Genomic DNA, 13,281 nt, shown 5'->3' on the forward strand with positions numbered 1-13,281 from the left:
GCGGGGGTGGGAGCGAGTGGGACGGCCGCCGGTGGCTTCCATATCGGCCAGCTGCCGGCGGAGCCGTTCCACCGCTTCGAGCCGAGTCGCGTCGAGGCTCGGTGACGACCCCGGCCCCGACGCTTCCCGGTCCGGCATCGGTTAGAAGTCGACGGGCGCCTCGGCACCCGCGTCTGCGGTGACATCGGCACCGATACCGAGCTTTTCCTTGATCTTCTTCTCGATCTCGTCGCGCACGTCGGTGTTCTCCAGCAGGAACTTGCGCGCGTTCTCCTTGCCCTGGCCGAGCTGGTCGCCCTCGTAGGTGTACCAGGAGCCGGACTTGCGGATGAAGCCCTGGTCGACACCCATGTCGATGATCGAGCCCTCCTTGGAGATGCCCACGCCGTACAGGATGTCGAACTCGGCCTGCTTGAACGGCGGCGAGACCTTGTTCTTGACGACCTTGACGCGGGTGCGGTTGCCGACCGCGTCGGTGCCGTCCTTCAGGGTCTCGATGCGCCGGATGTCCAGGCGCACCGACGCGTAGAACTTCAGCGCCTTACCACCGGTGGTGGTCTCGGGGGAGCCGAACATGACGCCGATCTTCTCGCGCAGCTGGTTGATGAAGATGGCGGTGGTGCCGGAGTTGTTCAACGCGCTGGTCATCTTGCGCAGGGCCTGGCTCATCAGGCGGGCCTGCAGGCCGACGTGGCTGTCGCCCATCTCGCCCTCGATCTCGGCGCGGGGCACCAGGGCGGCCACCGAGTCGATGACGATGATGTCCAGCGCGCCGGAACGCACCAGCATGTCGGCGATTTCGAGCGCCTGCTCGCCGGTGTCGGGCTGGGAGACCAGCAGGGCGTCGGTGTCGACGCCGAGCTTGCGGGCGTAGTCCGGGTCCAGGGCGTGCTCGGCGTCGATGAAGGCCGCGACGCCGCCGTTGGCCTGCGCGTTGGCGATGGCGTGCAGGGCGAGCGTGCTCTTACCCGAGGATTCCGGACCGTAGATCTCCACGATGCGACCGCGCGGCAGGCCGCCGAGGCCCAGGGCCACGTCCAGCGATATAGAGCCCGTCGGGATCACCGAGATGGGCTGGTGCGCCTCTTCTCCCAGACGCATGACCGCGCCCTTGCCGAAGCTCTTCTCGACCTGCGCGAGCGCGAGCTCGAGCGCCTTGTCGCGGTCGTAGGCCTGTGGTGCCATCGTGTGGTTCCCCTTCTCGCCGGGTGGGTCTCGTGGTGTGGTTGGCGCCCACGTTAGAGGGCGGCACCGACAAGTTCTGCGGGCAAGCTTAGACGAACACCTGTTCGAGGCAAGCGACGCGCCCGCGAACACGCGAAACCCGCCCCGCAATCGGCGTGCTATCGGCGTGGCGGCTCGGGCACCAGGGTGACCCGGTCGGCGTTCACCAGCGCCTGGGCCTGTTTCAGCGTCCGCAGCGCGGGGGTGACCTCGATATCGGTGATGCCCGCGATCGAGCCCAGCCGCTCGGTGACGTAGCGGTAGAGGTGGGCGGTGTCGCGGCACACGATCGAGGCCATCAGATTGGTCGGGCCGGTGGTCGCGGCGACGAAGGCGACCTCGCGATGTTCGGCGATGGCGCTGCCCACCGCCTCGAGGTCGGCCGGGCGGGCCCGCAGCCACAGCGACGCCCGCACCCCGTACCCCATCTTCTCGGTGGCGAAATCCAGGTCGAAATACAGCACCCCGGACTCCGCGAGCTCGTGCATGCGGCGCGCGACTCGCGTTGGGCTCCAGCCCGTTTCGGCGGCGAGCTGGGCGTAGGGCGCGCGGCCGTCGCGGGCCAGCACCGCGAGCATGGCGGTGTCGGCGGCCGACAGGTCCACCGGTGCGGGCGGTCCGTCGTCGCGGACCGGCGGGCGCTCGCCCAGGGCCCGGCGCTGCTCGGGGGTGAGCAGGCGGCCGTAGCGCGGCCACTCCTCCTCCAGCGGGAACCGGTGCATGACCTCGTGCGCGATCATCCCGGTCAGCTGCGCCGCGCGCGGGAGCGTGTGCAGCAGCAGCTCATCGCGCCGCTCGATCGACTGCGGGCGGCTCACGCAGGTCACCTCGGAGCCGGTCGACAGCAGCGACACCCAGCTCACATCCGGGAACCGGGCCAGCGATTCGGCCAGCCGCAGCGCCCGGTCGGGGGTGGAGCGCAGCCGCAGAATCCAGCGGGTGTGCCCGAGCGGCACGGCGTTCACCAGCCCGCACACGTGGACGATGCCGCGCCGCCGCATCGAGCGATAGCGCCGCGCCACGGTCTGTTCGGAGACGCCCAGGATCCCGGCCAGGGTGGCGAACGGGATGCGGGCGTCGCAGACCAGGGCGTGCAGGATCTGCCGGTCGAGCAGGTCGAGGTCGGAAGATTCTTGCAGTTCTTCCACGGTCATGGGAGGAATCCGATGCACAGTGCGGACTGGACAGGTGGATATTCAAGCATGATCCAGCCTGTTTCAGGCGGGCGGGTTGACCGGTGAGAGCTCTACCGGCCCCCAGCGCAGCGGACCGGCGCGGTCGATCGAGACCACCTCGGTGATCGTGAAGTCGATCGAGCACTGTGCGCCGGGCGCGAATGTCTCGGTGTCCCAGTTGATCTCGGCGGTTCCGGTGAGTTGCAGGATCGCGCCGGTCCGCCAGTCGGGGATCAGCAGGCCGCAGCGGGGATCGCTGGCGATATTGCCGAGGGTCATGAACATCGAATTGCCCCGGTAGTCCGGCCAGCGCAGGTGGGCCGGTGAAAGCGCCTGCAGGAAGCCGGGACTGCCGCCGCGATGGGAGGCGTCGACATGTCCGGCGGTGTCGATGCTGCCGATGAAGAAGGTGTCCACCGACGAGATCGTCTGCTGCTGTGCGGCATTCAGCGACCGGGAGCGGACGGGCTCACCGGCGATGGTGGGGCGGAACTCCCGGATCAGCCGCCGCGAGATGTATTTGGGGCAGTTCGGGTACACCTGATCGGTGGTGATCCGGAGACCGTCGCCGGTCGGTTCGGCAAGGCCGTTGACGCGAATGCGCCGCCGCCGCTGGGGTTGCAGCGCGATCATCCCGATCGGGCGGCGGGTGCGCAGCGGTCCGGCCAGCGGGTCGCCCGGCGCCGGGTGCGCCTCGATCGCCACGGTCCGGCGGTCGACGGCGCGGGTGAACCCGGGCAACCCGATCAGCTGACTCACCCACACGCGGCCCGCGTCGTCGGCCGCCGCGACCACCACCATCGGCTGTTCGGCCAGGAATTCCGCGGCCCGATCCGGAATATCGGCCTGAATCATGCGCCCGACCTGCGCGGCAATATCGGCCTGCCCCATACGTTCCTGAACGGCGAGCTCTCCCCGGTGAAATGGTGTGGTCATCTCGCCCCTCCTCCCAGGGCCGCCGACTCAGAACAATTCGTCGAGCAATCGGTAGTAATCGAGGCGGACGGGATCCGGGTCGACCAGCCCGTAGGCGGCGAAGAACTCCTCCACCTGGCCCAGGCCGTGATGGTCGAGCAGGTCCCGGCGCGCCAGCGCCAGGTCCCGGTATCGATCGGCGATGCCGAGGGCGCCCACATCCAGAACGATCCCGCCCCGAAGGACATTCCCGGAGGTGTAATCACCATGGGCGACAACGAGGTCCGTTTCCTCGGGCCGCTCGACGTACAGCCGGTCCAGGACCTGTTCGGGAGTCAGCCCGTAGTGATCGTTGTCCATGTCCTCCGGATCGACCAGCCCCTGCTCCACCAGGTGCCGGGCCCGCTCCAGCACCACGTCGAGCCGACCGTCGAAGGGGCACTCGGCAATCGGGATGGCGTGCAGGCGGCGCAGGACGGTACCCAGTGTCGCGCCGACGGATTCGTCCGCGGCGGCCGACAGGCTCGGCGCGCCGACATCGGCGAGGATCAGCACATCGCGTTCGAAGGCGACGACGGGCGGCACCGGAATGCCCTTCCCGGCCAGCCAGTTCAGCCGCGGCCGCTCCGCCACCGCGGCCGGGCCGCGCTTCATCCAGTAGCCGCCGTCGACGAATTCGACGCTGCCGCTGCGGCCTTCGTGATCGCGGGAGCGGGTCGGCGAGTCGCCGAGCACGGCGATGATCCCCGGTGGCAGCGCGGTATCCGGGTTCTCCTCCGGCATCCGGCTACCAGCGGACGCGAGGCACATCGAACTCGGCGCACAGCGCGCGCCACACGTCGCGAGGTTCGACGCCCGCCTCGATCGCCTCCGCCCCGGTCCGCCCGCCCAGGGACAGCAGCGTGTGATCGGCCAGCAGCGCATCCCCGCGAGCCACCCCGAACTCGGTGTGCAGCATTTCCTTGAAGTCGGTCAATCGCACCGTACCGAGGCTACCTGTGCCCGCGCCCATCCCGGAATCCGCACCTCCGCAGCCTGCGGTCACCGTGCCCCCGCGGTATCGCGAACGCGGTGGCATATCTCGACCAGGTCGGCGACGGCGTCGGCGGTGGCGGCCGCGCGCGCCGCGGCGGCGCGATAGGCGGGATCGGCGAGCACTCGGTGCACCGCGTCGCGCACCGCGGTCGGGTCGAAGGGGCGGATCAGGATCGAACTGCCCTGGCGGGCGGCGCGATTCGCCAATTCCCACTGGTCACCGCCGCCGGGGACGGTCACGATCGGGACCCCGGCCAGCAGCGTCTTGGCCAGCAGACCGTGACCGCCGCCGCCGACCACGACCGCGGCGTGGCGTAACAGCTCGTCCTGGCGGCCCAGGCCCGCGGTCGCCCAGGGCGGCAGCGCGGCGGGCGGGGTGTCGAGCATCGAGAGCGCCACGCGCAGGCCCGCGCCGTCGAGGGCCTCGAGCACCGCTTCGGCCATGCCGGTCACCCCGGTGTGGGCGGTCGAGGGGGCCACCATGACCAGGGGCTCGCCGCCGGGCGGCAGCGGCAGCGTGTCCGCGGTCGGCTCCCATAGCAGTGGGCCGATCAGATGGGCGTTCTCGGGCCAGTCCGGGCGCGGCACCTCGAGCGCCGGAAGAGTCGCGACGAGCCGGGCGTCGGGGCCCGGATCCGCCTCGGGCAGGCCGATACTCGCCCGCGCCGCCGATCGCTGCCGCTCGCCGCGGTGAATGGCGCGCGCGGTCAGGCCGCGCAGCACCGCGTCTCGCGCCCGGCCGCGCAGTCCCTGCCCCGGCTCGAGCCCACTTCCGATGGGCGGCAACGCCTTCGACGGCAGATACAGCGGATGCGGCGACAGCTCCAGCCACGGCACCCCGAGCCGTTCGGCGGCCAGCCCACCGCCCACGGTGAGCACGTCCGACACCACCAGTTCGGGCAGCATGGCGCTCAGGTCGGGCAGGATCTCGGCGGCGATGTAGGCGGCGCGCTGGTGAATGCGCCGCCCGGCGTCGCGATCGTCGTCGTCCGGCCGCGGGGCCAGGCCCTTCAGGCGGCGCACGGCGATCCCGGCCGCGCGCGCCGGTTCGAACCACCGGGGTCCGGTGAACAGCACGGGTTCGTCGCCCGCGGCCAGTAACCGCAGGCACAGCGCGACAGCCGGAAACGCATGACCCGGATCCGGTCCCGCGACGACAGCCACTCGCATTGGTCCAGCCTGCCACCCGCGGTACCGCCCGCCACATCCGACCCGCGGCTAGGCTGGGAAAATACCGGCCGGAGGGAGCGTCATGTCCGAACCCACCCCCGATTGGCGGCAGCACGGTGTGCGGGTCGTGCCCGGCGACCGGCTCGACGCGAATACCGCGCAGACACCGGGCATGCACCGGGAGGCCGCGATCAGCCGGGCCATGGTCGGGGCCGAGCGGATCTGGGCGGGCACGGTCGCGATCGAACCGAATGCCCGCACCGGGCCGCATCATCACGGACCGCTGGAGAGTGTGATCTTCGTGGTCGAGGGCCGGGCCCGGATGCGGTGGGGCGAGCGGCTGGAGTATCTGGCCGAGGCCGGGCCCGGTGACTTCATCTATGTGCCGCCGTTCGTGCCGCATCAGGAGATCAATGCGCTGCCGAACGAGACGCTGCGCTGCGTGGTGGTGCGCAGCGATCAGGAGCCGGTGGTGGTGAATCTCGAGATCGCCGAGGTGGAGGCGGATCCGGAGACGGTGCCCTGGGTCGATCCGCACCACCCACCGGCGTGAGGCCCGCTAGAACTTACCGGCCGTCGTCTTGTCGTTCGAGCTCGACACCGCCTTGTACAGCAGGAACAGGCCGAACACCACAACGCTGATCATCAGGATCGGGAACAGCGCCTTGATCAGCGCGCCGATCACGATCAACGCCAGCCACACGAGCGCGACGACGCCAACGATCTTCCAGAACATGTCCATTCCTCCCGAAGGTTTCCCGAACCGCCGTCAGCGCGATCCGACACCCTCCATACTGGCAAGCCCGAAGCGGAAAAGCACCAGGTCAAGGCGGAAATCCGGGAACTTTCAGGGTTTACCCTGAGGGATCCCGGCCAAAAGCATGCCGGGAAACGGGGAGCGCACGTACCGGGAAACGGGGAGCGCACGTACCGGGAAACGGGGAGCGCACGTGCCGGGAAACGGGGAGCGTAGGTGCCGGGAAACGGGCGCGGTAGTGTCGCCGACCACATCGCTGCCGAACCCCTATTGTCGTGGACGGCAAGGGATTCGGTCACATCGGGCGCAACGGACTTGTATTCTTTCAGGTGAAAGTTGACTCACCCCACTCCCCCGCCTCGTCGCGGATCCCCCCTTTCCGCGAATCGACGTGTCCCGTAGTCGATTACGCATTACATCGGGCGTCGATGGTTGGCCGCCCGGTGGTTTCCGTTCACTCGCCCCCACCGAAGGCGTTGATTGCCATGGGAATTCAGTACTCGGAAGTTCGGCGTATCTCTCCCCTTGTCGGACGACATCGGCGATATCTGCTCGCGCCCGCGATCGCCATGGCATTGTGCCTGGCGGGCGTACCGGCGCTGGCCGACCCGCCGTGGGGCAATCCGACTCCCGGCTCGGACGGGCTGAACGACCCCTATTATCCGAAGGACGGCAACGGCGGCTACACCATCAATCACTACGATCTGGCCGTCGATTACGATCCGCCGACGCACAATCTGATCGGCAAGGCCACGCTCTCGGCCAGCGCCACCCAGGATCTGTCGCAGTTCGAGCTGTACTACGACGTGTAAGTCGGCTTAGCCCTCTGACCTGCGGCGCACTGCCTTTACACGATCTTCCGTCCGCAGTTCGTCCGCAGTAGCGATCAGCGAGTCCATCCGTTCCGCGATCACTTCACCGATGGCGGTTCGGGTGGACTCGTCTGCGTCCGGCCACAAATGTCCGTAGGTGTCCAAGGTGGTCCGGGCCGATGCGTGACGTAGCCGGGCCTGCACGGTCTTCACGTCCGCCTTCTTGGAGATCAGCAGCGACGCGAAGTAGTGCCGCAGGTCATGGAAGCTGAATTCCTCTGGGAGACTGGCTAATTCGCCATTCTCACGAAGGTCCCGCAACGCCCGTTCGATCTGCCACGGTGGACACGGCCCCGCTTCCCCATTGGTGATCATGTTCTCGTGTGGCCAGCGCTGTTTCGATGCCGACAGCAGCAGCGTCAGCTCACGCGGGATCGGGATCGGTGTTTCGCTGGTCTCCGATTTCAGCGGCTCGTTCGGCCACTGCTGTTTCGGATGAATCACGCCGCGCATGAAGTCGATGTCATCCACTCGCAGTGCTGCCACTTCCGCGACTCGCAGGCCCGCGAACGCTCCGAGCAGTACCGCCGCCTGCATGTGTTTCGGGAACGCAGCATGCAATTGGCAAACTTGCTCAGTGGTTGCGATGTAGGGTTTCTGTTTACCCATCGGCGGAGATGTCTTGCGCGAGCACGGATTTCGCGCGATCAGTCCCTCATGCCACGCATCGGTCATGATCTGCGACAGCCGAGCGTGCAGGGCGTAGACGTAGCTCGGCTTCAGCCCTTCCTTTTTCAGCTTGGCAACCCACGCCTTCACCGAGGACGGCCGCACCGCCGAGAGCTGCACTTTGCCGAATTCCGAGGTAATCCGTTTGATGTGTGTCTTGGCCTCGCGCACGGTGCCTTTGCGATGAATCTCGTAGCCCAGAATCCACTGATCACACCATTGCTGCACTGTGATCGCGGCATCACGCGGAGCCACATGCGTACCCTGCACCAGCGTCGACATCTGATTCGTGAGCCACTGCTCAGCATCAGTCTTTCGACGGAAGCCCTGGACGTGCTCATTGCCGAAATCATCGACGTAACGGGCACGCCACCGCTTCGCGCACCCGTAGTTCGCCGAAGGCACCTTCTCCTGTTTCCTGGTGCCGTCCGAATCGACCTTGGTCACGGTCTTATGCCAGCGATCTTCGACACCACCGCGCCGATTCCGGATCCCAGCCATCAGGCCACCATCCGGCGACGCTGTGCCTCCAGCTCCAGGCCCACGCGTTCCTGATCCGCCAGCCAAGCCAGCACGGCGGTTTTCTTCCACACGCGCCGACGAGCCGAGAGCTTGAAGCTGGGCGGCTTGGTCGGATCACCGACATACGCCCACCACCGCCAGGTTGCCGCCGGAATCCCGGTCAGTGCTTCCAACTGCGTCGCCCGCAGGTACGTCTCTTCCTCGATCATGATTCCCCCTATGCCGCATCCTGGTTTGCCGAATCACCTTGCGGCGTAGGTGGTTCGAACAATCTGGCCTTGTCGTACTCGTAGCGCCACGCCAGCCTGGTCGTGACATCGTTCATGATCAGGTGTTCCCGGGGCGGCTTGTTCGGGTCACCCGGATCCGACGGCCGCACCACCCACCGATCCCGATCGTCAGGGCGGGAAATGCCTGCCTCCCTGAGCATCTCGCGCACAAAATCCACCCGATCGGCCTGATGGTCCGCCAGCGTCTTCCCGGTCCACCTGCGCGACACCAGGACCCGACGGCCCCGCATTCCCAAGGTCTCGCGACGATGGGCCTTGCCCTTGCAGCGGCCCGGAACCATCTTCTCGGTGGCGCCCTTCGGAACAATGCCGTAACGCAGCCACACGCCGCACTTGGGCGAGCACGGCGTCTTGCACAGCTCCTCGTGCAAGCGGTCGTAATGCCGCGCCAGCCGGGCGGTATCGGCTTCCACGATCTCGCCGATGGACTTGGTCAGGTACTTGGTCAGGTAGCCAACCTTCTGCCCCGCCTCCTCGGTACCGCCGAGCACGCCCTGAGCATCGACCTGACTACCGAGCCGGACCACGTGCGCAGGCTCGTACTCGTCCACGCTGTCGATCAGCTCCATCACCTCGTCCCAGCCCGGCAACGGATGCCCGGTATCGGAATCGACGAAGGTCTTGGCGTGGTAATCCCAGGTCGGCATGTGCCCGTCGCTGTATTCCTCGTGGTCGAAGTTGGGCCACCACACCTGGTGATAGGTGCCTGCCACCACTTGCCGAATCAATTCCTTCTCCGCGGTGCCCCGGGCCGCGACATGCCAATGAGGGGCACCGCGTTTCTGGGGTTCCACGGTGGCGAAGTACTGCACGTCGTAGCCGACCGCACGCCGGTAGTTCTGCATGAACCGATCGAAAAGTGCCGGCGCATGGACGATGTCACGGGCCGCCCGCCGGTAGTCGTAGGTCTCTGGGTTGATCGGCGCACCTGCGTCCGGATGACCATGGGCGTAGACCTTGCCGTAGCTGGGCAGGGTCAACGTCATGAACATCGAGGGCCTGTATTTGCCCGCGAACTGGCGGCCGATGGTCGAGCGAGCGACCTTCTTACGCGGCAGGTCGGCGGCATCCTGGCGACGCTTGGTACTGCGCTGGCGCTTGGTCGTAGGTTGCGGATCCAATCCCGGGAGACGGCCCCGGACCCCGGTCGAGCGGAGCTCTGCATCAAGGTCGTGCACCACCTCCCGAATACCGTCCATGGCCTCACTGTCGCCAGCGTCTTTCGCCTGGTCGTAATCGACCTGCATCTGAGCACGCGCCGCGAACAGCTCTATCTGCCGCTCGGTCGGTTCGGGTTTCGGATTCACGGGTTCCTCCTCAATGTGCCAGCCCTCACGGCATTGCTGCTGCCGCAAACGCAAGGCCCGGGCGGCGCATCCCGGGCACTGGCACTCCTGGGTTGATTTACACGGTGCGCCAACATATTTCGAGTCCCCCGTCGACGGGTCGTAGGCGTACATCACCAACGGGCGACGGCACGTGCCGTACTTGTCCGCCAGCGCCTCAGCGATCCCGGCAAGGTTCGGTTGCGATCGCCGATCCGCCGCCGTCTCCCGCTTCGCCCTGGTCTCGTCCAGGTCCACCACGTTCGTCTCGGTCATGCCGCCGCCTTCCCGGCACGCACGGTGAAGCCCTCACGGACCACGGGCACGCCGTAGGTGATGTGGTTGTAGGACGACCAGTGCCCCTCGTCGATCTGGTGCAGCCCGGTACCGGGCAGGTTGCGGCGGCGCTCGATCTCCGGTGCCACCAGCGCCAGCCCGAACGCGCACGTGCAGCCCTTGGACTCCGACCGGAAGCCTTCCCCCGTGCCGTGACAATGCCCGCACACCGCCCATTCGGAAATCTCGTGCAGGGCAATGCAATTCGCGTCAGCACAGTCGATAGCGCCGCAATAGACGCAGCGGCCCGCGAACGTCAGCCGGGGCGGGCGGACCACGTCGGCATCCTGCCGGGAGGGCAGGGCGATCACGGTGCCGGAATTCATGCCATCACCTCGAAGAGAGTCATCTGACCCCGGCACTCGCAGCGGCGCGCACGAGGCTTCCGCTTGGGCAGCGGGGCGAACAATTGATCAGCGGTGTAGCCCGGAAACATCGACTCCAGGACCCGGCACCGTTCCGCATGCGGAACATGAATGCCGCCGGACTTCCAACGACGCAACGTCCGCTCCCCCGGAGCCGTCAGCGACGCATCCACCGTCGCCGCAGCCTTGTCCCACTCCCGCCGGAACGACTGGTAGGACTGCCAATGCCGTTGCCCGAGAAACCATTTCAGGACCGTCCCGGAGTTCATGCCGCGACCTCCAGGACATCCAGGTCCACCACCGGACGAGAACCGCGGAGCGCCATCAGGGCCGCATCCACGACGTAGGCAGGCGGTCGAACGGCCGTCTCCCACACGTGCACCGCATGCCACGACACGGGCACCGCCGGATACTCCACCGGGCCGATGACGTCGTTGAGGCATTCAGCGAAAGCCTTGCGGCCCAAACCCATCGATTGCCGGACACTGAGCAGCAGTTCCCGATCCGGAGCCATCCAGCCCGCAGGCGCGAGTACCTCAGCCATGATCACCGCACCACCGACAGGCAGGGAGCATCGATCTCGACCACGCCGTACATGCAGTTCGTGCACCGAGTCGCGGTAGCCGGATCACTCCACTCGGTGCCATCACACACCGGGCACACCGCCCACGCCGACCGCTCGTGCGACTGGATGCACCGCACCTTGGAGCAACCGCGCTCCAGGCACCACATGCACCAACCCGCCGCATTGAGCCGAGCCGGACGGACCACGTCGCCCATCCCCTGAAGCTGAAGCGCCTGCATGATGACCTCCCGATCTCAACTTCCCTGGGGCGACCTCCCTAGGGTCATCTCTAACAATGACCCTCCCTGGGGAGGTTGTCAAGAGACTGGCGGAATCTTCCCTGAGGAGACTTCTCTAGGGTGGCTGCACTACCCTGGTAGACAGGAGGTGGATGCATTGACGACGGATAAGCAACCGCTCAGTAGGCGGATCGCAGCGGACCTGCGGAACTCCATCCTGTCGGGGGAGCGCCAACCAGGATCGTTGCTGCCGTCTGAGCGGGAGCTCGTCGAGCACTACCGGACTTCGAAGAGCACCGCGAACAAGGCAATCGACCTTCTTCGTTCCGAAGGTCTTCTCGAAAGCCAGTTCGGGCGTGGAACTTTCGTTCGTAAACGACCAGCAATACGCCGTGTCTCGGCCGCCCGCCGACATGCCGAGCACCGCCAGTCCGGAAAGCCGATTTTCGATACCATGGCGATCGAACAAGGCCAGGTTCCATCTCGGCGAATGCTCCATATCGGACGCATCGAGATACCGGCCGAAGCTGCACAATGGCTCCAAATCTCACCTGGAGACGAAGTTGTAATTCGGAAACGTCTCCAGTTGCTGGATGATCAACCAGCCGTATTGTCAACAAGCTACTATCCGCTCTGGGTCGCAGCGGGAACACGACTTGAGTCTCCGGAGCCTCTCCCGGAAGGTCCGGATGAACTTATCGAGTCGCTAGGTCATGACTTCTACCGCGGCGTGGAAGTATTTCAGGCACGAATGCCCACACCCGAAGAAGCTGATCTCTTACAGCTTCCAGCGGGCGTTCCAGTCGTTCACATGTGGGATGTGGACTACAATTCTCAAGGTCGAACACTTCAAGCGGCGCATGACATATACGCAGGTGATCGACATGAATTTGCCTACGAGTGGTCTGAAGGTGATATCCGACATGAGCAACCTTAGTTGGCCATCCAATTGGGATGACCTGACCAGCGGAATCGGCTGCGAAATGTGTAATTCGAGCCGCCCCGATAATGATCGCCATGGTATTCGGATATTCCGCTCCGAACACGTAGACGCCATTCTCCAGCGTGCCAATGTGCAGCGAGGTTACACCCTGGTCATCTGGCGCGGTCGACACGTCAACGAACCATTCGAGCTCTCCGAATCGGAAGCTTTGGAGTATTGGCACGCCGTTATGACCGTTGGAGCAGCCCTGACGGACTACTACCAGCCGCTGAAGATGAACTACGAGACGCTCGGAAACAGCCTCCCTCATCTACACACTCATATGCTTCCGCGATATGTCGAAGACCCAGCACCAGGCCGACCCTTTCCACTTTTGCCGCTGGATGGTTCCGAGCCTGCCATCTCGGGCGAAGAGCTCGAGCAGGACGGCAAGGCATTGTCGACAGCCTTGGGTCACTCTCGCCACTAACCCCCGTCCAGTCATACCAACGGCTGAGATTCTCCGTTCGCCTAACCTTCGGGCGGAAGTCCCAGCCGTTCCCGACTCTCGTACTCAACGCCCTTCGCGTGCAAGCTCTTTGCCGAATTTAGCTATATAGAGTCAAGGCGGCGCGCTGCGCGCGCCGCGCCACGCAACCGGCCGCACTGCGGCAAGGGCCTCCGCTTCGCTCCGGCCCACCGGAGCGTCGGGCGCGTCGCGGCCCGCGCATCGCACCGGAGCTCCTGATAGCCGATCTGGCATTCGACCTCACACACCAAGTGCTCGACTCCGACGACATTCCCGGCTGGGATTCGGCCGGGGCGGTTTCGGTCCGTCGATCCATCCGTTTTCCTGCTGGCAGTGGTCCGGTCGGGAGTTCCCCCACCTTCCTCATGGCC

The 13,281-nt window shown here is 66.2% G+C and carries 18 protein-coding genes; 4 read left to right on the forward strand and 14 right to left on the reverse strand.

Annotation, left to right across the window (positions count from 1 at the left end):
• Positions 1 to 141: 141 nt before the first annotated feature.
• The 6 genes from recA to HPY32_RS41630 form a co-directional block, all read right to left on the reverse strand.
• Positions 142 to 1,185, reverse strand: a complete 1,044-nt coding sequence (gene recA, locus HPY32_RS41605) for a recombinase RecA (RefSeq protein ID WP_067586803.1) — start codon at positions 1,183 to 1,185, stop codon at positions 142 to 144.
• A 158-nt stretch (positions 1,186 to 1,343) separates the two neighbouring features.
• Positions 1,344 to 2,378 (reverse strand): Lrp/AsnC family transcriptional regulator, encoded by a 1,035-nt coding sequence (locus tag HPY32_RS41610; RefSeq protein ID WP_067586800.1) that lies wholly within the window; start codon positions 2,376 to 2,378, stop codon positions 1,344 to 1,346.
• A gap of 63 nt (positions 2,379 to 2,441) precedes the next feature.
• On the reverse strand, positions 2,442 to 3,335 hold the full coding sequence (locus HPY32_RS41615; protein WP_067586797.1) for a pyridoxamine 5'-phosphate oxidase family protein: 894 nt from the start codon (positions 3,333 to 3,335) through the stop codon (positions 2,442 to 2,444).
• A gap of 27 nt (positions 3,336 to 3,362) precedes the next feature.
• Positions 3,363 to 4,097 (reverse strand): aminoglycoside 3'-phosphotransferase, encoded by a 735-nt coding sequence (locus tag HPY32_RS41620; protein WP_067586794.1) that lies wholly within the window; start codon positions 4,095 to 4,097, stop codon positions 3,363 to 3,365.
• Positions 4,098 to 4,101: 4 nt separating this feature from the next.
• Positions 4,102 to 4,296, reverse strand: a complete 195-nt coding sequence (locus HPY32_RS41625) for a DUF3046 domain-containing protein (RefSeq protein WP_067595598.1) — start codon at positions 4,294 to 4,296, stop codon at positions 4,102 to 4,104.
• A 59-nt stretch (positions 4,297 to 4,355) separates the two neighbouring features.
• The gene (locus HPY32_RS41630) at positions 4,356 to 5,519 is read right to left on the reverse strand and encodes a glycosyltransferase (RefSeq protein WP_067586791.1); all 1,164 of its coding nucleotides are present in this window, start codon (positions 5,517 to 5,519) and stop codon (positions 4,356 to 4,358) included.
• Between the two features lie 82 nt (positions 5,520 to 5,601).
• On the opposite strand from HPY32_RS41630, the gene HPY32_RS41635 reads away from it, so the two are divergent.
• On the forward strand, positions 5,602 to 6,072 hold the full coding sequence (locus HPY32_RS41635; protein WP_067586788.1) for a cupin domain-containing protein: 471 nt from the start codon (positions 5,602 to 5,604) through the stop codon (positions 6,070 to 6,072).
• A gap of 6 nt (positions 6,073 to 6,078) precedes the next feature.
• Here the strand turns inward: HPY32_RS41635 and HPY32_RS41640 are convergent, their stop codons facing one another.
• A complete protein-coding gene (locus HPY32_RS41640) occupies positions 6,079 to 6,255 on the reverse strand; it encodes a hypothetical protein (RefSeq protein WP_171983295.1) in 177 nt (58 codons plus the stop codon).
• A 296-nt stretch (positions 6,256 to 6,551) separates the two neighbouring features.
• Here HPY32_RS41640 and HPY32_RS41645 point away from each other — a divergent pair, with 296 nt between their 5' ends.
• Positions 6,552 to 7,088: a hypothetical protein gene (locus HPY32_RS41645; RefSeq protein ID WP_156674385.1), complete on the forward strand. Its 537-nt coding sequence runs from the start codon at positions 6,552 to 6,554 to the stop codon at positions 7,086 to 7,088.
• Between the two features lie 6 nt (positions 7,089 to 7,094).
• Here HPY32_RS41645 and HPY32_RS41650 read toward each other — a convergent pair whose 3' ends face one another.
• Genes HPY32_RS41650 through HPY32_RS41680 form a run of 7 tightly spaced genes read right to left on the reverse strand, consistent with a single transcriptional unit; the run spans position 7,095 to position 11,459 of the window.
• The gene (locus tag HPY32_RS41650) at positions 7,095 to 8,264 is read right to left on the reverse strand and encodes a tyrosine-type recombinase/integrase (protein ID WP_231951604.1); all 1,170 of its coding nucleotides are present in this window, start codon (positions 8,262 to 8,264) and stop codon (positions 7,095 to 7,097) included.
• Between the two features lie 53 nt (positions 8,265 to 8,317).
• Complete coding sequence (locus HPY32_RS41655) at positions 8,318 to 8,548, reverse strand: helix-turn-helix transcriptional regulator (protein ID WP_216675889.1); 231 nt, start codon at positions 8,546 to 8,548, stop codon at positions 8,318 to 8,320.
• An 8-nt stretch (positions 8,549 to 8,556) separates the two neighbouring features.
• Complete coding sequence (locus HPY32_RS41660; protein ID WP_067586775.1) at positions 8,557 to 10,230, reverse strand: replication initiator; 1,674 nt, start codon at positions 10,228 to 10,230, stop codon at positions 8,557 to 8,559.
• Positions 10,227 to 10,616 (reverse strand): hypothetical protein, encoded by a 390-nt coding sequence (locus tag HPY32_RS41665; RefSeq protein WP_067586773.1) that lies wholly within the window; start codon positions 10,614 to 10,616, stop codon positions 10,227 to 10,229. Before HPY32_RS41665 ends, HPY32_RS41660 begins: the two co-directional genes overlap by 4 nt.
• Positions 10,613 to 10,924, reverse strand: a complete 312-nt coding sequence (locus HPY32_RS41670; protein ID WP_067586770.1) for a hypothetical protein — start codon at positions 10,922 to 10,924, stop codon at positions 10,613 to 10,615. The genes HPY32_RS41665 and HPY32_RS41670 overlap by 4 nt, the downstream gene beginning before the upstream one ends.
• Positions 10,921 to 11,199 (reverse strand): hypothetical protein, encoded by a 279-nt coding sequence (locus tag HPY32_RS41675; RefSeq protein ID WP_156674384.1) that lies wholly within the window; start codon positions 11,197 to 11,199, stop codon positions 10,921 to 10,923. Before HPY32_RS41675 ends, HPY32_RS41670 begins: the two co-directional genes overlap by 4 nt.
• A gap of 2 nt (positions 11,200 to 11,201) precedes the next feature.
• Positions 11,202 to 11,459 carry a hypothetical protein gene (locus tag HPY32_RS41680; protein WP_067586764.1) on the reverse strand — a complete coding sequence of 86 codons (258 nt, stop codon included), beginning with the start codon at positions 11,457 to 11,459 and terminating at the stop codon, positions 11,202 to 11,204.
• A gap of 1 nt (position 11,460) precedes the next feature.
• Here HPY32_RS41680 and HPY32_RS46715 point away from each other — a divergent pair, with 1 nt between their 5' ends.
• Complete coding sequence (locus tag HPY32_RS46715; protein ID WP_373686726.1) at positions 11,461 to 12,396, forward strand: GntR family transcriptional regulator; 936 nt, start codon at positions 11,461 to 11,463, stop codon at positions 12,394 to 12,396.
• Between the two features lie 46 nt (positions 12,397 to 12,442).
• Positions 12,443 to 12,871: an HIT family protein gene (locus HPY32_RS46720; protein WP_067595594.1), complete on the forward strand. Its 429-nt coding sequence runs from the start codon at positions 12,443 to 12,445 to the stop codon at positions 12,869 to 12,871.
• Positions 12,872 to 13,281 lie beyond the last annotated feature (410 nt).

The sequence above is a fragment of the Nocardia terpenica genome (assembly GCF_013186535.1).
GTDB classification, from domain to species: Bacteria; Actinomycetota; Actinomycetes; order Mycobacteriales; family Mycobacteriaceae; genus Nocardia; species Nocardia terpenica.